This is a genomic window from Alcanivorax sediminis, from assembly GCF_009601165.1.
GTDB lineage: Bacteria > Pseudomonadota > Gammaproteobacteria > Pseudomonadales > Alcanivoracaceae > Alcanivorax > Alcanivorax sediminis.
Map to the genome: position 1 here is coordinate 762,807 of NZ_WIRE01000001.1, position 16,534 is coordinate 779,340.

The 16,534-nt window shown below is 59.2% G+C and carries 15 protein-coding genes; 3 read left to right on the top strand and 12 right to left on the bottom strand.

Features of this window, described 5'->3' with window-relative positions; all coding sequences use genetic code 11:
* Window positions 1–16: 16 nt before the first annotated feature.
* Both GFN93_RS03265 and GFN93_RS03270 read right to left on the bottom strand, forming a co-directional pair.
* A complete protein-coding gene (locus GFN93_RS03265; protein ID WP_153498977.1) occupies window positions 17–565 on the bottom strand; it encodes a YaeQ family protein in 549 nt (182 codons plus the stop codon).
* A gap of 223 nt (window positions 566–788) precedes the next feature.
* On the bottom strand, window positions 789–1,340 hold the full coding sequence (locus tag GFN93_RS03270; protein ID WP_153498978.1) for a TMEM165/GDT1 family protein: 552 nt from the start codon (window positions 1,338–1,340) through the stop codon (window positions 789–791).
* A 77-nt stretch (window positions 1,341–1,417) separates the two neighbouring features.
* On the opposite strand from GFN93_RS03270, the gene GFN93_RS03275 reads away from it, so the two are divergent.
* Both GFN93_RS03275 and GFN93_RS03280 read left to right on the top strand, forming a co-directional pair.
* Window positions 1,418–1,606 carry a hypothetical protein gene (locus tag GFN93_RS03275; RefSeq protein WP_153498979.1) on the top strand — a complete coding sequence of 63 codons (189 nt, stop codon included), beginning with the start codon at window positions 1,418–1,420 and terminating at the stop codon, window positions 1,604–1,606.
* Between the two features lie 191 nt (window positions 1,607–1,797).
* Complete coding sequence (locus tag GFN93_RS03280; RefSeq protein ID WP_153498980.1) at window positions 1,798–2,004, top strand: SlyX family protein; 207 nt, start codon at window positions 1,798–1,800, stop codon at window positions 2,002–2,004.
* An 88-nt stretch (window positions 2,005–2,092) separates the two neighbouring features.
* Here GFN93_RS03280 and GFN93_RS03285 read toward each other — a convergent pair whose 3' ends face one another.
* From GFN93_RS03285 to GFN93_RS03330, 10 genes are all read right to left on the bottom strand, one after another.
* Entirely contained in the window at window positions 2,093–3,169 is a 1,077-nt protein-coding gene (locus GFN93_RS03285) for an alpha/beta fold hydrolase (RefSeq protein ID WP_153498981.1), read from the bottom strand.
* A 27-nt stretch (window positions 3,170–3,196) separates the two neighbouring features.
* Window positions 3,197–5,338 (bottom strand): DUF6160 family protein, encoded by a 2,142-nt coding sequence (locus tag GFN93_RS03290; RefSeq protein WP_153498982.1) that lies wholly within the window; start codon window positions 5,336–5,338, stop codon window positions 3,197–3,199.
* A gap of 10 nt (window positions 5,339–5,348) precedes the next feature.
* Window positions 5,349–6,686: a hypothetical protein gene (locus tag GFN93_RS03295; RefSeq protein WP_153498983.1), complete on the bottom strand. Its 1,338-nt coding sequence runs from the start codon at window positions 6,684–6,686 to the stop codon at window positions 5,349–5,351.
* Between the two features lie 28 nt (window positions 6,687–6,714).
* The gene (locus GFN93_RS03300; RefSeq protein ID WP_153498984.1) at window positions 6,715–7,347 is read right to left on the bottom strand and encodes a hypothetical protein; all 633 of its coding nucleotides are present in this window, start codon (window positions 7,345–7,347) and stop codon (window positions 6,715–6,717) included.
* Window positions 7,347–8,795 carry a hypothetical protein gene (locus tag GFN93_RS03305; protein ID WP_153498985.1) on the bottom strand — a complete coding sequence of 483 codons (1,449 nt, stop codon included), beginning with the start codon at window positions 8,793–8,795 and terminating at the stop codon, window positions 7,347–7,349. The genes GFN93_RS03300 and GFN93_RS03305 overlap by 1 nt, the downstream gene beginning before the upstream one ends.
* A 202-nt stretch (window positions 8,796–8,997) precedes the next feature.
* The gene (locus tag GFN93_RS03310) at window positions 8,998–10,683 is read right to left on the bottom strand and encodes a CocE/NonD family hydrolase (protein WP_153498986.1); all 1,686 of its coding nucleotides are present in this window, start codon (window positions 10,681–10,683) and stop codon (window positions 8,998–9,000) included.
* Window positions 10,684–10,776: 93 nt separating this feature from the next.
* Window positions 10,777–11,820 carry an AraC family transcriptional regulator gene (locus tag GFN93_RS03315; protein ID WP_153498987.1) on the bottom strand — a complete coding sequence of 348 codons (1,044 nt, stop codon included), beginning with the start codon at window positions 11,818–11,820 and terminating at the stop codon, window positions 10,777–10,779.
* Window positions 11,821–11,980: 160 nt separating this feature from the next.
* Window positions 11,981–13,039, bottom strand: a complete 1,059-nt coding sequence (locus GFN93_RS03320) for an AraC family transcriptional regulator (protein ID WP_153498988.1) — start codon at window positions 13,037–13,039, stop codon at window positions 11,981–11,983.
* 350 nt (window positions 13,040–13,389) lie between these two features.
* On the bottom strand, window positions 13,390–14,511 hold the full coding sequence (locus GFN93_RS03325) for a PilT/PilU family type 4a pilus ATPase (RefSeq protein ID WP_153498989.1): 1,122 nt from the start codon (window positions 14,509–14,511) through the stop codon (window positions 13,390–13,392).
* Between the two features lie 60 nt (window positions 14,512–14,571).
* Complete coding sequence (locus tag GFN93_RS03330; RefSeq protein ID WP_153498990.1) at window positions 14,572–15,606, bottom strand: type IV pilus twitching motility protein PilT; 1,035 nt, start codon at window positions 15,604–15,606, stop codon at window positions 14,572–14,574.
* A 237-nt stretch (window positions 15,607–15,843) separates the two neighbouring features.
* Between GFN93_RS03330 and GFN93_RS03335 the strand changes: the two genes are divergently transcribed.
* Window positions 15,844–16,530: a YggS family pyridoxal phosphate-dependent enzyme gene (locus GFN93_RS03335; protein WP_153498991.1), complete on the top strand. Its 687-nt coding sequence runs from the start codon at window positions 15,844–15,846 to the stop codon at window positions 16,528–16,530.
* Window positions 16,531–16,534 lie beyond the last annotated feature (4 nt).

Genomic DNA, 16,534 nt, shown 5'->3' on the forward strand with positions numbered 1-16,534 from the left:
ACTTGAAGGCGCCCCTTTACTTTCCTGCTGGATACCAGCGGGACAGCCCCATTTCAATATTGTTGTCTGTTGTTCCAAACCAGACCTGCCCATCCTGAATCATCGCCTGCAGCTGCATGGTCCGGTTCACGCACTCCTCCAGCGCCACTTCGCTCTCGTGATCAATATAGATGACGGACAGATTGTCAAAACGCTGCACCTTGTTCTTCATTCCATCCCACCACACCTGCGGTGCCCGGGCGCCGTAGCAATAGATCGTGACACGCTCTGCCATGCCACAGGCCTTGCGCAGTCGCTTTTCATCTGGCATTCCCAGCTCTATCCAGTGTGCCACCGTACCGTTGGGGTTGTGCTGCCACAGATCAGGCTCTTCGGGATTGGAGATGCCCTTGCAGAAGGCAAGGTCCTCATGGGCGTTCAGGGCAAAGGCCAGCAGCCGCAGCATCATGCGCGCTTCTGTTTCGGAAGGGTGCAGCGCCACTGTCAGATTGTGCGTGGCGTAATAGTCCCGATCCATATCAGAAATGGTCAGTTCGGCTTTGAAAATAGTGGCGGTGAGGGCCATGGATAGATTCCGCTTGAGGCCTGACGCTGGACGCCAGACGTTAGCGCCTTGCGGCGCAGAAAACTGTTGTGCTCAAGGTGGCACAGAATACGCTTTTTGGCGTCAGGCGTCAGGCGTCAGGCGTCAGGCGTCAGGCGTCAGGCGTCAGGCGTCAGGCGTCAGGCGTCAGGCGTCAGGCGTCAGGCGTCAGGCGTCAGGCGTCAGGCGTCAGGCGTCAGGCGCACTACACCAATGCCCAGATGCCAAAGCCCACAAACAGCAGCGCGCTGATGCGGTGGGCCCAGGTCTCCAGTTTTTCGCTGGCGAACTGGTGGCCCAGCCAGATGACGGGGAGGTTGGCGGCAATCATCCCCAGGGTGGAGCCGGTGAGGACTGGCCAGAACTGATCCTTGAACTGGACGGCCAGGGCAATGGTGGCCAGCTGGGTCTTGTCGCCGATCTCGGCGATGAAGAACAGCACCAGGGCGGTGAGGAAGGGCCCGTATTTCGGCTCGTTGCTGATCTCCTCATCCTCATCGGGAATCAGCATCCACAGGCCCAGGGCAATAAAGCTGATACCCAGAATCCAGCGCATCCACTCCATGGGCACGGCATCCGCCAGCCAGTCACCGAACCACACCGAGACGCCATGATTGAGCAGGGTGGCTACCACCACGCCAGCGAGGATGGGCCAGGGTTTACGGAACTTGAGGATCAGCGCGAGGGACAGTAGTTGGGTCTTGTCGCCAATTTCGCCGAGGGCAACCAGCAACAGTGAGCTGAGGGTGGCTTCCATGGATGTTTTCCAGAGGGGCGGGATTACTTCGACACAGAGACACAACCTGCCAATCCCGCCCCAGCGGAATGCAAGTCATGTCTCAGGTCTCGTCAATCCGGCAACCCGTAGAGGGTAGTGCGGATGTGGACGCCATGCGCATGAGGCGCAACTATGTTGACGGCCACCTTGAGGCTTATCAGGAAAGCGGGTCGAGCGACTACTCCCCCAAGACGGGTGAAACCATAGCGGAAATCTGCCGTTCAGGCCAGTACAATGGGGGATAGCATTGCTATATGCCACAGACATGGCTCTGGGGCGAGATGCTCATGTGGGCAGCGAGTAACGAGTTTCGAGTGACGAAAACCTTCAGGTGGTGCCACTCTCTGCTTTTGCCTTTCGAAACTCGCTTCTCGCCACTCGAAACGGACTCATCAGCGCCCCGGACGTTGCTGAAGTCATTAAACAAGAGGTTTCCATGAGCGAAGACCGTCTGATTGATATCGAAACCAAGCTGGCTTACCAGGAAGACCTGATCGAACATCTCAACAAGGTGGTGAGTGATCAGCAGCAAAAGCTGGATGAGTTGGAAAAAGCGTGCCGGAAAATGGTCGAAAGGTTGGTCTATCTGTCTGATGCTTTCGAGTCAGCGCAGATCGAAGATGCGCCACCGCCGCATTATTGAGCCAGCAAACGCTATTTGCGGGGCTGAAGCGCGCCCAAAAAAAAGCCCCACTATGCGCAACATAGGGGGCAATCGGGAAAGGACGCGGTTACCGTGTTGCGGTGGCAGGTAGTGGGGGGCTGGACGCGATGCTGTCTTCCGACTCTGCGATCCGGGCATTCATCCAATTGACGATATCCCCCCAGATTTCTTCTCGCCGCCGGTCATGCAGGCTGGCGTGGGTGATTTTTTCGTAGAGCAACAGCGTCTTGTCCTCGCTGGCCAGGTGCTCAAGAGTGAATTCGCTGGATTTGACCGGTACCAGTACATCCCGGGTGCCCTGTTGAATCAGAACAGGAGCTGTGACCTGGTCAAGGCGGTCCTGGATCCGGGATGCTGCATTCTGCAGACCGGTAAAGTAGCTGAACGGAAGGGCCTTGTGGGTAGCATGGGGGTCTTCCAGAAAACGTTGTTTATTTTCGTCTTCCTTAAGCAGTAGCCCGATCCCGATATGCTCGAACAGACCACCGTGATACAGCGCGGGCATGTTGGGGAAGAGCTTGCCTGGCTGTGCCAGTGTCCAGAGTCCCATGCTGGACAGCCAGTTCGGGGAGCTGACTGGACCAAAGCTCAACCCGGGTCTTACTGCTGGCGCATTAAGAATCAGGCCGTCTACTTCCACCGTCTCTTCAATCTGGGAGAGCAGGGCAATGGCGCCCCCCATGGACTCTCCCTGAAGGTAGACGGGAAGGTCAGGATAGCGGGCCTTGACCTCAACGTAGGCGCTGTCCAGATCGAGCAGGTATTCATCGTAACTGCCGATCACACCATTACGCCCAAAGCCTTGCGACTGTCCCCAACCTCTCAGGTCGAGACCGAATACCGCAATGCCGTTTTCGGAAAAAAAATTGGCCATGGGGGAATAGAACCCGGAGTGCGCCATGGTGCCGTGTAGCAACAGCACCACCGCCCGGGGTTCCAACTGGCCCTCGGGAAGCCACCATTGGCCAAAAAGAGATAACTGATCCGGGCTTTCCAGAATGATGGAAGAGGCGCCTTCTGCCGCCACGTACTGCTCGGGCAGAGCATTTCGCTCGGGATTGAGCGCAAACATGGCGCAGCCTTGCAGCGCCAGGAAGCACAGCAGGACCAGTAAGCAACGCAGTGGGTGAAAAACCATTTTCATTATTGTTATCCGTGATGAATCGGTTGATCAGGGAATTTTCAGAATGACATCGCTGTGCCAGGTGCCGGCAGGAATGGCCATGCGACCGAAGTCTTCAGAACCAAAACCGATAGTGCCGATCAAGGGTGCACCCGGTGCACCACCAAAATGCGCCGAGGTACCAAAATCCAGGTCATTGCTGATGGCCAGCTGAGGCAAACCATCAGCGGTGTGCTGCCCGGAAATCATGGACAGGCTGCCATCACGCCAGGCCACCCGGCCGGACACATCCTTGACGTAAAATTGCGACTGCGGACTGGAAATTTCTCCTACGGTGATGTGACTGTTATCCAGATCCAGCAATCCGTTGAAGCCAATGGGCGCAGCCCCGGTAGCGCCATCCACCGGTAGCGGGTTAAGCACAAACAGGAACTGGCTGGTGTTCAGGTTCACATCAATCAGCGATACCTTGGTGAGCGCGTCATAACTCAGGTCGTTCATGTAGCCGCCACCAAAGAGGGCTCGAAAACGGTACTGGGCCCTGTTGTCGGTTTGCAGCCAAAGGCCGCCGGGCAGATTCGGGTAGCGGCTGTCGCCATCGGTGACGCGAAGAAACAAATCACGCGCCTGATAGATAATGTCGCCATTGATGAAGCCGACACCGGTATTGGCGGTGGTATCCACCATCATGAAATGGGTGTTGGTCTGCCAGCCATTGCCGGAAGTGGCTCGTACGGCGGCACTGCTACTGTTGGCGCGACGCCAGGCATCCGGCGACTGGGCGATCAGGTTAATGTCGGCGCGAATACCGGTATCGGTGGTGGCGACGGCGGTACCATCAGCACGGCCATACGGGTAGAGGAAGATATCGGCATCCAGCTTGCCGAAAGTGAAGGCGGCGCCCCAGTTCACCGGTGTGACGGTGCCACCGGCCAGCGGATCCTCCACTTCAATCAAGGTGTTGTAGGCAAGCAGACGCCCATCGCGCATCAGGATGCCGAAAGCCGCTTCGTTTGCCCCCGGGAGATCATTGCCATACCACTCGCCGCCGGCGGCGGTGCAGGCGGTTTGATCCACGACGCCGGAGGTGGCACTCCCTGCACAGAGCCCTGCTGGGCCAACTCCTCCCTGGAACACATCAAAGATAATCGGCAGTTTGAACATCGGGCCGGGTGCCGCGCCCAGTCTTTGCCAGTTGCTAAAGCGCGCGATGGTGCCGTTACCGCCGGCTTCTCCCAATGAGAGAGAAAAGTCGCTATCGAAATCCCATTCGGTATAGAGGCTGATACCCTGCGAGCGTTGCCCCGTCTGGCTGCCATCAAAGTCCTGGTAAGTGTCGGCCCCGTTAAGGTAGCTGCCGTAACCGAAGCCGCCGGGTTGCAGTCGCCATACCGGATTGACCAGGCCGCCCTGCCAGCCAAAACGAAGCAGATTGTTTCGTCCGGTTTGGTCAAAGTCTGTGGGGTTTGCCTTGAACGCGAGATCAAAGCCAATGTCCACATCGGCAAAGGGAGCGCTAACCAGTAACCCTTGTGAGTCGATGCCAACACGTCCTGTGGAGATGGCTTGGCCGGCCGCGGCGCCATTGGTGAAGCGAGCGGCCATCATCAGGTTGGCAAGGCTGAGTTCAGCACTGCCCGCGTTACCTTGCCGATAAATCAGGTCGCCATTGGTAGTCAGGTCCAGTGTGGCGAAATCGCCACCGGTATTGAAAATGCCCCCACGATTGATCAGCGAAATCTGGCCTGAGGATATCAGTGCCAGAGCGCCAAGCGATCTTGTTGACGCATTCTCCGCTGCGGTATTGAACGTCAGTCCGCCGATCTCGAATTTCTGCGGTGTCCAGTTACCGGAAATGGCGAGATAAGGATTGTCGCTGCCATCGCTGCCCACATCCAGATCCCATTGCTGGTTAAGAGCACCGCCAACGCCTTGCAGAGAGACATTCTGCAGCTGGGTGCAGGCATGTTGATTGGCAATGCCGCCGCTGCAGGAACCATTGTTGAGGCCATTGTCATCAGTGATCCACTGGATGGTGTCTGCACTGATCCCGGTATCGCTGGTTAAGCCAACGGACACTCCGTCGGCACCGGTCACCGTGGAAAGCGCGGCATCGGTCATGGCCTGTAATGCTTGTGAGCTGGCGGGCAGGAAGCCGATGAGCAGCCAGGGCGCGAGATGTTGTTTCATGACCATGCCCTCAGCAGAAAACCGCACTGCCGTAGCAGTTGGAGACTCGAGGCAGGTCAATCTTGGGATTATCAATCAACAGTCGCCCTTCAGGGCCAAGCAGGCTGATAACGGTGCCAAGATCAACACGCCCCACATTGATCCGGTCTGGCGGATTAATGTTGAGGATTTTTGCTCCCGGCGCATTCAGCCACCAACCGGTGTTGGCTGTGGGGGCATAACCGCTGGAGCAGCGTCCGTTGGTGGGCACTTGTCCGTAGGTTGGGTTACAGGCGTCGAAAGCAATATTGTTGGGGGGAGGTGCCTTGCTGTAGTTCGGCCAGGACACTTTCTCCCGTTGCACAGAAAGGAAGAAATTTTCCGTGTTCGGGGTCAGCAGGTAGTGCACCTGGCGCATGTCGATTTTCAGCTGACCATAACCTTCGTTGACGATGGCGCTGGCCAGGGGGTTAACGATGCCCCAGCAGACGGCGTCCCACCAGGCACAGTTGAGATCGATATCATCGACGGTCAGTTTTGCCGCCGCCACATGCAGGGTTTGCAAGCGCGTGCCGCCGGCATCCACAAAGAACGGCAGGGAGTTTGGACCACAGCCATATTGGGCCGGATTCATCCGGCCAAAGCAGGTGTCCAGATCAGCATCATAGAGCCCGGCCATATTGGCTCTTGCCCGAATGGCGGCCGACAGTTCCAGTGACAAAAAGCCAGATACACTGTTGATGCCGGAGTGGCAGTTCACCACCCCTTGGCCCGTGGTGGCAGAAGGGTTACAGGTGCCACCATGCTCCTGATTGATCAGGCTGCTTTCCAGTCCCGGACCCACAAATCCTTCGGAGGGTTTGCTGGCACCGGTGTAGTCACGACCAATGCCCAGGGCGCCGTTAATCCGCTGGCCGCCGACCTTGAGGCCGACCACTTCGCGCAGCGTGGAGGTGCCATCATTCTTGACGGCGAGTTCCACGTAGGGGCGGATTAATTCAAACATGCTCTCCGGGCCATTCAGGGCAGGAAAGTCACCGTCATTGTTCACGCCCATGAAGCTCAGATAATCGATATCGATATCGCAGGCGGCAGAACTGGAGAGCAAATCATTGACGCCGCCACAGCCCAGCTGGAACTTGGCCATGTTGGCGTTAAGGTTGAGTTTGACGTCCAGTCCCATGCGATAAAAATCGAAATTGGCCGAACCGTCTCCGGGGGCGTTGGCCAGCGAGTTGGGTGAGATATGGTCGGACAGGAACAGGCTCCCATCCTGTGCGATGACATCCGAGAGCGCGGTATCCGCCATGGGCTCCAGGCGTGCCAGGCTCGCAGTACTGTAAGTCATCAGCGCAGTCGCGAGCAGCATCAGGCTTCGTCCGGAACGGGGACTTTTTCTAGAAACCGAAAACATAAGCCTCACCTTCAAATCGCATGTTGGCAGGCGCGTTCAACGCCTGGCTATCGGTGGCGCGGAAGCCAAGCACGCTGCCTGTGGCGGCGTCCTGCATATAGCCGGGGATGTTGTTGACGGTGTCGTCATACTCGAGGGCAACGCGGCCGACATTGGTAAACAGGTTCAGGTCGTTGTAGACGCCGGTTTCCTTGTGAAATGGATAGTAAGTTCTCAGAGAAAGCAGGCCGGCGGGATTGCAGCCCGTGATCAGGCAGTTGCCTTCCACGGACTGAAAGCGGCTGGCGTCGAAGTGGCTCGTGTTACTCCCGGGCAGCGTGGCGTTATCGATGCGCAGATCATTGATCTGAAGTTCGCCGTAATAATCTTTCAGCATCAGCCAGATGCCATCACGGGCAGAGAACTCAAATCCCATACGGCAGGGGTTCAGGCCACCCGTCGTGCAGCCGATGGGGTTGCCGCTGGCATCCATGTTATTGCGTAGCATCAAGGTAAGTTGCACGCCCTGTCCGGCCTGGCCGGCGATGTGTGCCATTTCGTCATCGTTGAGCGGCGTCAGGCTGTCGGCCTGGGCGATCAGTGGGCCCAGCAACAGGGCAAGGAGTAACCCCTTCATCAGCACACCCCCGGCCGGCAGCTTTCCATATAGAACTGATTGATCAGCAGACCTTCGATGCGCGCGGAGCCCAGGTTGACCCGGTCGGTGGTGTAGTAGCGATTGTTGTTACCGGGACCATTGCTGATCGGACCTTCGCCAGTACCAAAACAAACACCCGGGTTGTTGGGGTCACAGTTGTAGTTCTGGGTTTGGTGCATGCTGGACGTTTCGCCGCGCTTGTCGATGCGGATAGGGCGTTTGGCGAAGGCGTTAAAAGTGCTGCCGGCACGAGCCTGGAAAATGATCCCGTCGTTGTTGGCATTAATGGATTCGCGGGTGCCCTGGGCGGCCCAGCCCGCCATGGCGGGATACCAGTCGCCATAGCGCACATAACCATGGGAAAGACGATAATTCTGGCAGGCGGTGTCACCACCGGCACAGGCTGTCTGCCAGTCCCGGGTCGCCGTGCGGGCGGTTTCGAAGCCGCGCACATCGCCAGCGTCCAATCCGTAAAAGCGGTTGTAGACGGTGGGGTTGTTTGGAATCGGGGTGAGCTGCAGATAAAAGTCGCCGCTGGTGCCCACGGGGCCCAGTACCAGTGACTGGTAATAGAGCTGACCAAAAGGCAGAAAGGCTTCCACGTTGCGGAAGATCAGACCTTCATTGGCCTCGAACACCGGTGCCTGGCCAATGACATCGGTGGCGCCGCCGGCGGCCTGGGCAACACTGAAGCGGAAGTCGCCGCGCAGGTAACTGTGATACATCATGCCGAAGGTTTCGTTGCCCGGCTCGGTGTGCTGGAACAGGCGGAACACACTGCCTGCCGCATTGCCATGGATGATGGTCTGGCTTTTCAGCAGGCCGCCGCCGCTACTGTTGTTGATCCCCTGTCCGGCAGTCAGCATCTGGGTGGCACTGTTGCGGGTGGCGCCCGCCTCGATTTCACCCCAGAACGAGAGGGTGTAGTCCGGCTGACTGGTGGGTGCCAGAAACTCGTAAATGGTCTTGTCCGGGTTGGCCGCGTCCTGGTTCACCAGGCTGCCGTCCCAGGCCATGCCCCGGGGAGACCAGGCACGCATTACATAGGGGTTGTCGAACGGAGAAAACCAGTTGATCTGGCCGCCACGGGGGCACGCCAGTGACGAGGCATCACAGGCACTTTCATTCCAGTGGCTGCCGCCTGCGCCCGCACCGGAAATATTGATCCCGTACCAACGCAGATCGCCGCGGCGCCAGCAACCAAAGTTGCCACTGGTATTGCCGGTGCTGGTACAGGCACCGGATGGGCTGATGCCCACCTGTTCGAAATAACTGGTGGGAGCCATCAAATAGCGGAAATTATCCAGAGCCACGGCAATGCCAGCGCCGTGAGCGGCGGACATTTCGCTTTCGTCCAGCGCCTGCAGGCGGGCCTGGCTGACGCTGGCAAGAGCCAGCAACAGCGCCGTTGTTATTGTTTTATTCATGGCGTCCCTCGTCTGATCGGCAACGTTGCCCAGATCAAGTGATCATTGTGGAGCTGGTGAAAAAACGAGCGCAGCGGTAAATGTTGCCAGCGGGCGGACAAATCATGACGGGGGTGTGACGGTGAAGGGCGACGCGCAGTCAGTGGGGGGCGGAAGAAGGCGCTGCAGGGCCGCCACAAGGGATGTGACGGCCTAGAGGGTATCAGCGGGCGGCGCTGTTGCTGCTGGAGGCAACGGTGCCGGTGGGCTGGCGCAGGCGGGCGGGGTCGATGTCTGCCAGCTGCTTGACCGTGACAGGCAATGACAGGGTGCCGCTGATCTGGGTAGCGTCACCAAACGCCAGCTCGCGGGTGTCGAACTGGGGATGACGACTGAACAGCACCAGCCCGAGCTGGTCGCCGGGCTCCAGTGCCACGGCGATGGGGGGCAGGGCGCCGTCCGTATTGAGAGGCACCGGGGCCAGCTGATCGTTCACGAGCGCCAGATGGGCCTTGCCGGCTTGCCGCTTCACGAGCGCGGCCAGTACCGGGCCGTCGCTGTCAGATTGCAGGTGCAGCAAGGGGGTGCCAACGCGGAATTCCTGGCTCTCGGCAGTATGGAGTGGGATGAAGGCCGGGCGCAGGCCGGCATCTCTGGCTTCGGCAAAGGTATCGCCGAGCCCGGTTTCCGTACGCCAGCCCGCAAACCAGTCCAGGGTGCCGGTCCACCAGCGCCAGCTACCGCTGCGCTTGCCGCTCAGGGTCACGGGGGTGAGGGTGAGGGTTTCCCGGCTGTCAGGCCAGTCGTTCAGGGCGACCCCCTGCTCCTGGCTGGATACGCAGACCGGTGGCAGGTCAGGGGAGGGGCTGTTGCCCAGCTGGGATTTGAGCCAGTCCACGGCAACCTGGTTGCTGTCCATGGGTTGCTGTCCGCAGTGCAGCTCTTTCTCCAGATACCACACCGGCAGGGAGGGAGAGTGTTGTTCCAGCGGCAGCAGGTGACCTCCTTGCTGGGCGATCAGGATTACATCGCGGCCGTTGCGGGCAAAGCAGTCCCGGGCCTCCAGGGCCTGTTCCATATCAAACAGCACATCCCGAAAGCCCTGGATCAGCAGGGCGTTGGCGCCCGGTGCCATGCCCTGATTGCAGTAATAGGCCATGGAGTGGCTGGCATAGTCCTGGCGCATCTGCTCGTCCAGCTCGCCGTCCATGGCTTTCTTGAAGGCGTCACGCAGTGGCGGGTTGAGTTTGCGAAAGTTAACCCAGTCGCCCATCAGCTTGAGGGTCTTGATCCAGCCGCCTTTGGGTACCTCGGCGGGCGCCAGCGCGGTTTCCAGGTCGTACCAGGTGGTCATGGGCACCAGCGCATCAATGCGGTCATCCAGCATGGTGCCCAGTAGCTGAATACCGCCGCCATAGGATTCACCCACCATGCCGACTTTGATGTCGCCATTATCGTCTCTGGCCAGGCGGGGAATGTGTTGCTCGGCCCAGTCGAGGATGGTGCTCAGGTCGCGCACTTCCAGTTCCGGGTTCATCACGTCGATGACGCCGTCGGTTCCGCCATGCCCCCGCTGATCCCAGGTGATTAGCCAGTAGCCCTCCTTCCACATCTGCTTTGCAATCTGGCCGGTAGGCAACAGGGAATAGAGATCCAGTCCGCCGTCCATGCGTTGCAGGCCAAAGCCGTGGGTATGCAGCATCAAGGGTGCACTCTGGCCAGATGCCAGGGCGGGTTGCCACAGGGTGGCGGCGATATCGCCGCCATCGTGGGCCTTGATGACCACCTGATAGCGTTTTGCGTCCAGTGGAATATCGTTGGCGATGGCGGGCGGGTTGCGCATGGCGCAGCCGCTGATCACGATGAGCAGTAAAGGAATTACGCAGATAAAGGGTGGGAGACGTTTCATTATTGTTCTGCCGTCAGGGGCGCATTTTTCGCGCAGAATTTTGACCGCATCATGAACAAGGGTTGTCGTGGCAGGCAGTGGCAAAAGCCGCCATCAGGGTGACGAACCGGGCCACCTCCTGGTGTCGCGATATTCAGAGGGCGATTTGCCAGTCCAGTGACGGAAGCGGCGCTGGAAGGAACGGGCATCCGCAAAGCCCAGGCGGCAGGCAATCTCCTGCACGGTGAGTTGCGTGTCGCTGAGGAATTCCTGGGCCAGCTGGGCGCGCAGGCCATCCAGCAATTGCTGCCAGGAGAGCCCCGCTTCGGCCAGTCGTCGGTCCAGCGTGCGCACAGAGATACCCAGTCGATCGGCGACGATCTCCCTGCGCGGTGAGCTGCCCGCCATCAGGGTGCGTATCTGGAGCTTGATCTGCTGGAGAATATTCTGGTTTTCCTGCTGCTGTGCAAGCTGTTGCCTCGCCAGCTCTTCGGCGACTTGCATGGCGTCATTGCTGTAGGCGTTCAAGGGGATATCCAGTAGCGCCCGTTCCGCCACAATACGTATTTCGGGAGCTTCGTAGCGCACTGGACAGCCCAGCAGCTTATCCAGATAGGCCTTGCTGGCGTCGGAGCCGGAGGCATGCTCGAAGTGAATTTCTTGGACTTTGAGGTCTTGTCGGCCAGAGATAAAGGTGGCGAGTTTGTAGAGCAATACCGCCATGCTTTCAGCAAGATGGCGGCGAATCACCGGGTTGGGGTAGACCATCAACCCCTGGAAGACCAGATGATCGCCGGGCTCGTCGAGAAGGCGAATGGCCCCGGCGTTGCCTCCCGCCAGTGCCTGGTATTTGAGTACCGCTTCCACTGCCTGGTGACCGCTGCCGGCCATGGTGGCGACAGTGGGAAGCACGCCGTAGAGCGATGGCATCACCTGTTCGCCAATATGGATACCGAGCATGTCGTCGCCGCTTTCCAGGATCAGCTCCAGCATGAAGCGTTCGAAATCGTCCACGGAGGTGTGCTGCATGGGCTGCAAGGTAATGTCTGGTGACATGCCGCAGCGTTTCAGGATATTGGCCGCGGGCAGTCCCAGCCGTTGCGCGCCGTGGTAATACTGCGACACGCCAATACCGGTAATGTAGTAGTCCGCGTTCATGCAAGGTGGTCCCGAGGCAGGCTGAACCCTTTTTTTAGTCTGCGTGGCTACCCGAGGGCTTCAGGTAGCCGGCTATTGTTCATTGCGGGCTGTCAGAGAGGCACCGACCGATTGGGTCAACGGGGCGGCAAATCTTGCCGCCCGGTCAAGTGCATGCTCGCTAGAGCGATTCGCGGTATTTGGAGGGTGACAGCCCGGTCCATTGCTGGAAGCGGCGCTGAAAGGAGCGGGTATCCGAGAAGCCCAGCCGCTGGCTGATGTCCGCCACCGTCATGTCGGTGATCTTCAGATAATCCTGGGCCAGCTGCTGGCGGGTTTCATCCAGCAGCTCTTGCCACGACAGGCCTTGCTCGGCCATACGGCGATCCAGGGTGCGCAGGCTCACCCCGAGACGATCGGCCACGGTCTTGCGGCGGGGCAGGCCGCTGAGCATCAGGTCCCGCGCCAGCCAGCGCAGTTGCCCGGCCAGATCCTGCTGCTTTTCCACCTCTTCAAGCTGCTGACGTGCTGCGGCTTCGGCCTGTACCAGGCGCTGATCGTTGAATACATTGATGGGCAGGTTCAGCGTATGGGCATCCAGCTCCACCTGATTGCAGGACGCACCGAAGGTGACCGGGCACAGCAATATGCTTTCGAGAATCGCCTGCTCTTCCTCGTTGACCGGCGTGTGTTCCAGCTGCACCCGGCAGGCAGTCATGTTCGGCTGGCCGGTAATGAACCGCACCATGGAGGTGCCGAGCAATATCAGGTTGGTCATCAGGTGACGGCGCAGTACCGGTTGCTGGGTGACCATGGAGGCAGTGAGCACCAGGTTGCCGTTGTCACGGTGCTCCAGATGAAAGCCACCCGAATTACCACCGATCAGGGCCTGATACTTGGTGGTAAAGGTCAGGGCCTCACGCAAGCTGGCCGCGCTGAACGCCAGGTTGGTCATGGTGTTGAAGATGGCCGGCATCATCTGCTGGCCGATATGCAGCCCCAGCAATTCATCCTGGCTGCTGAGCAGGAGTTCCTGCAGAAACATCTCCGCCTGCCAGGTGGCCACCCGTGCCATGGGTTGCAGTGAGGTAGCCGGATCCAGCCCGCAACGTTGCAGGATGTCAGCAGCGGGTAGCCCCAGTAGTTCGGCGCCGTAATAAAGCTGAGCCAGCCCGATCCCGGAAATGAAATGGTCGCTGTCGGTGGTGGGGCTGTCAGTAATGATGGAATTCAGATTCATGCCTTCATTTTGCAATAAAAACGGGGCCCTCGAACAGTGGCCGAATTCCGTTCGGCGGAAATCGATCCCGTTCGAAGCATAGAGCTCGCCGTTTTAAGGGCCATGGCGTGGGAAACGGCCGGGGCCAAAGGCGATTTTTACCACAGAGGTTGCGGAGTTTACTGAGGGGGTGTGCTTGGTTCTGGGGTGGGTGTACCTTGCTGGCGCCCGGTTCGTCCCTCAAGCGGAACTCCTACAGCAATCCCCTGACGTATAAAACGAAAGAGGCCGCGCCCAATCGCCTGGTCGCGGCCTCTATTCATGCGGTCTGGCAACATGCCATCCCGCGTAGCTATTCACTATTAACTGCTCTATTCAGTGTCCTCGATGCTCAATCCCCGGGTCGCCACATCCAGACTGGATGCATCGGTTTCGTTGCCGAGCTTGATCATCAGACGCAGATCGTTGGGGGAGTCCGCATGGAGCATGGCGTCTTCATAGGTGATTTCGCCAGCGGTGTAGAGGTCATAAAGGGCCTGGTCGAAGGTCTGCATGCCCTGCTCGCGGGACTTTTTCATCAGCTCCTTGAGCATGTGCACTTCACCCTTGCGGATGTGATCCTGCACCAGCGGGGTACCCAGCAATACCTCAATGGCGGCTCGGCGACCCTTGCCGTCCGGGGTCGGGATGAGCTGCTGGGCGACAATGCCTTTCATGTTCAGGGACAGGTCCATCCACAGCTGGTCGTGCATGTCCGCGGGGAAGAAGTGCATGATCCGATCCAGCGCCTGGTTGGCGTTGTTGGCGTGCAGGGTGGCCAGACACAGGTGGCCGGTTTCGGCAAAGGCGATGGCCTTGTCCATGGTTTCCCGGGTCCGGATCTCACCGATCAGGATCACATCTGGCGCCTGACGCAGGGTGTTTTTCAATGCCACATCGAAGCTGTCTGTATCGATACCCACTTCACGCTGGGTGACGATACAGCCCTGATGCTGGTGGATGAATTCGATGGGGTCCTCGATGGTGATGATGTGGCCCTTCGAGTTCTTGTTACGGTGGCCGATCATGGAGGCCAGCGAGGTGGACTTACCGGTACCGGTGGCGCCCACGAAGATCACCAGGCCACGCTTGGTCATGGCCAGTTCCTTGATCACGGGCGGCAGACGCAGGTCGTCCACATTCGGAATCTTGGTTTCAATGCGGCGCAGCACCATGGCCACCAGGTTGCGCTGATAGAAGGCGGACACCCGGAAGCGACCGATGCCACGGGCGGAAATGGCGAAGTTGCACTCGTGCTTTTCGACGAATTCCTTGCGCTGCTTTTCGGTCATCACACCGAACACAATATCCCGGGTCATGTCCGGGGTCAGGGCGTTCTTGGTTACCGGCAGGATCTTGCCGTGGATTTTCATGCTGGGTGGCACACCGGCGGTGATGAACAGGTCGGACCCGCCCTTTTGCACCATGATCTTGAGAAGCTCTTCAAATTCCATGTTACTTGCCTGCCTGCCCGGGCATCAGCCCGGGGCGGTTATTGTTCGTATCCAGCCTGATCAGATGGAATCCGGAGACTTGGCTTTTTCGCGGGCCACATCGCGGGCCACCAGCCCCTTCTGTACCAGCCCTTGCAGACATTGGTCCAGTGTCTGCATGCCCAGCGCACCACCGGTCTGGATAGCCGAGTACATCTGCGCCACCTTGTCTTCGCGGATCAGGTTCCGGATCGCCGGAGTACCGATCATGATTTCGTGGGCCGCCACCCGGCCACCGCCGTTCTTCTTCATCAGGGTCTGGGAAATAACCGCCTGCAGGGATTCCGACAGCATGGAGCGGACCATGGACTTTTCTTCGGCGGGGAATACGTCTACCACCCGGTCAATGGTCTTGGCGGCGGAGGTGGTGTGCAGGGTGCCGAACACCAGGTGGCCGGTTTCGGCCGCCGTCAACGCCAGGCGGATGGTTTCCAGATCCCGCATCTCACCTACCAGGATGATATCGGGGTCTTCCCGGAGGGCGGAGCGCAGTGCTTCGGAGAAGCCCAGGGTGTCACGGTGGACTTCCCGCTGGTTCACCAGGCACTTCTTGGATTCGTGTACAAATTCGATGGGATCCTCAATGGTGAGGATGTGCTCGTAACGGGTGTTGTTGATGTAGTCGAGCATGGCCGCCAGGGTAGTGGATTTACCGGAACCGGTCGGCCCGGTCACCAGCACAATGCCACGGGGGAATTCGGAGACTTTCTGGAACACCTTGCCCATGCCCAGGTCTTCCATGGTCAGTACCTTGGAAGGAATGGTCCGGAATACCGCACCCGCACCGCGGTTGTGGTTAAAGGCATTCACCCGGAAACGGGCCACACCGGGCACCTCAAAGGAAAAATCGGTTTCGAAGAACTCCTCGAAATCCTTGCGCTGCTTGTCATTCATGATGTCGTAGATCAGCGCGTGAACTTCCTTGTGCTCCATGGCGGGCAGATTGATGCGGCGTACATCGCCGTCCACCCGAATCATGGGGGGCAGGCCTGCGGAGAGGTGGAGGTCAGACGCGCCATTCTTGGCGCTGAAGGCGAGCAGCTCGGTAATATCCATGGTGTCTTCTGGCGTTATTGTGCGTTGTGGAACAGGGTACGGTGAGCGCCCTCTTCCGTTATTATGTAGGGTTATTATGTGGACCGTCGGCGCGCCGGCAGTCTCAGAATATCGTCTTAATGCGCCTTAAAGTAACCCGAGCTTTTCAGGCGTTCAAGGAACTGCAGTGGGAATTCGCCTTCGGTAGGAAAGCGCCGCCGGACGGCCACTGCGCCAAATGACAAGGTAGAGCCCCCCATGCAAGACGCTGATAGCCCCCTGAAGACGATCCGCGAGGACATTGCCGCTGCCTGCCAGCGCGCCGGCCGGGGGACGGATTCGGTGACCTTGTTGGCGGTGAGCAAGACCCGCACTGCGCCGGAACTGGCCGCTCTGGCGGACCAGGGACAGCGGGATTTTGGCGAGAACTACCTGCAGGAAGCACTGGACAAGATGGACGCCCTGGCAGGGCGTGATCTGGTCTGGCACTTCATCGGGCCCATCCAGTCCAACAAGACCCGTGATATCGCCGCCCGTTTCGACTGGGTGCACTCCGTGGATCGTCTCAAGATCGCCCGGCGGCTCAGTGAGCAGCGGCCCGAGGGGTTGCCGCCGCTGAATGTCTGTATTCAGGTCAATGTGGACGATGAAGAGAGCAAAAGCGGGGTGCCGCTGGCGGACGTAGCCGAGCTCGCCGCCGGGGTGGCGGCGCTGCCCAATCTGGCCCTGCGCGGCCTGATGGCCATCCCCCGTGCGGACAGTGATGACGCCAGCCGGAGCGCTTTCCGACAGCTCGCCATGACACTGTCACAATTGCGCAATACAATGCCCGGCCTCGACACGCTCTCCATGGGCATGAGTGCGGATTACGGGGTGGCCATCGAAGAGGGCGCCACCGTGGTCAGACTGGGTACGGCCCTGTTTGGCCCCCGTCCGCCCCGCTAGCCCG

Coding starts and splice junctions, on each gene's coding strand:
- GFN93_RS03305 (WP_153498985.1), bottom strand. CDS start 8,795: ATGAATAAAACAATAACAACGGCGCTGTTGCTGGCTCTTGCCAGCGTC.
- GFN93_RS03270 (WP_153498978.1), bottom strand. CDS start 1,340: ATGGAAGCCACCCTCAGCTCACTGTTGCTGGTTGCCCTCGGCGAAATT.
- GFN93_RS03275 (WP_153498979.1), top strand. CDS start 1,418: ATGTCTCAGGTCTCGTCAATCCGGCAACCCGTAGAGGGTAGTGCGGAT.
- GFN93_RS03265 (WP_153498977.1), bottom strand. CDS start 565: ATGGCCCTCACCGCCACTATTTTCAAAGCCGAACTGACCATTTCTGAT.
- GFN93_RS03290 (WP_153498982.1), bottom strand. CDS start 5,338: ATGAAACAACATCTCGCGCCCTGGCTGCTCATCGGCTTCCTGCCCGCC.
- GFN93_RS03280 (WP_153498980.1), top strand. CDS start 1,798: ATGAGCGAAGACCGTCTGATTGATATCGAAACCAAGCTGGCTTACCAG.
- GFN93_RS03315 (WP_153498987.1), bottom strand. CDS start 11,820: ATGAACGCGGACTACTACATTACCGGTATTGGCGTGTCGCAGTATTAC.
- GFN93_RS03330 (WP_153498990.1), bottom strand. CDS start 15,606: ATGGATATTACCGAGCTGCTCGCCTTCAGCGCCAAGAATGGCGCGTCT.
- GFN93_RS03325 (WP_153498989.1), bottom strand. CDS start 14,511: ATGGAATTTGAAGAGCTTCTCAAGATCATGGTGCAAAAGGGCGGGTCC.
- GFN93_RS03295 (WP_153498983.1), bottom strand. CDS start 6,686: ATGCTGCTCGCGACTGCGCTGATGACTTACAGTACTGCGAGCCTGGCA.
- GFN93_RS03335 (WP_153498991.1), top strand. CDS start 15,844: ATGCAAGACGCTGATAGCCCCCTGAAGACGATCCGCGAGGACATTGCC.
- GFN93_RS03310 (WP_153498986.1), bottom strand. CDS start 10,683: ATGAAACGTCTCCCACCCTTTATCTGCGTAATTCCTTTACTGCTCATC.
- GFN93_RS03285 (WP_153498981.1), bottom strand. CDS start 3,169: ATGAAAATGGTTTTTCACCCACTGCGTTGCTTACTGGTCCTGCTGTGC.
- GFN93_RS03320 (WP_153498988.1), bottom strand. CDS start 13,039: ATGAATCTGAATTCCATCATTACTGACAGCCCCACCACCGACAGCGAC.
- GFN93_RS03300 (WP_153498984.1), bottom strand. CDS start 7,347: ATGAAGGGGTTACTCCTTGCCCTGTTGCTGGGCCCACTGATCGCCCAG.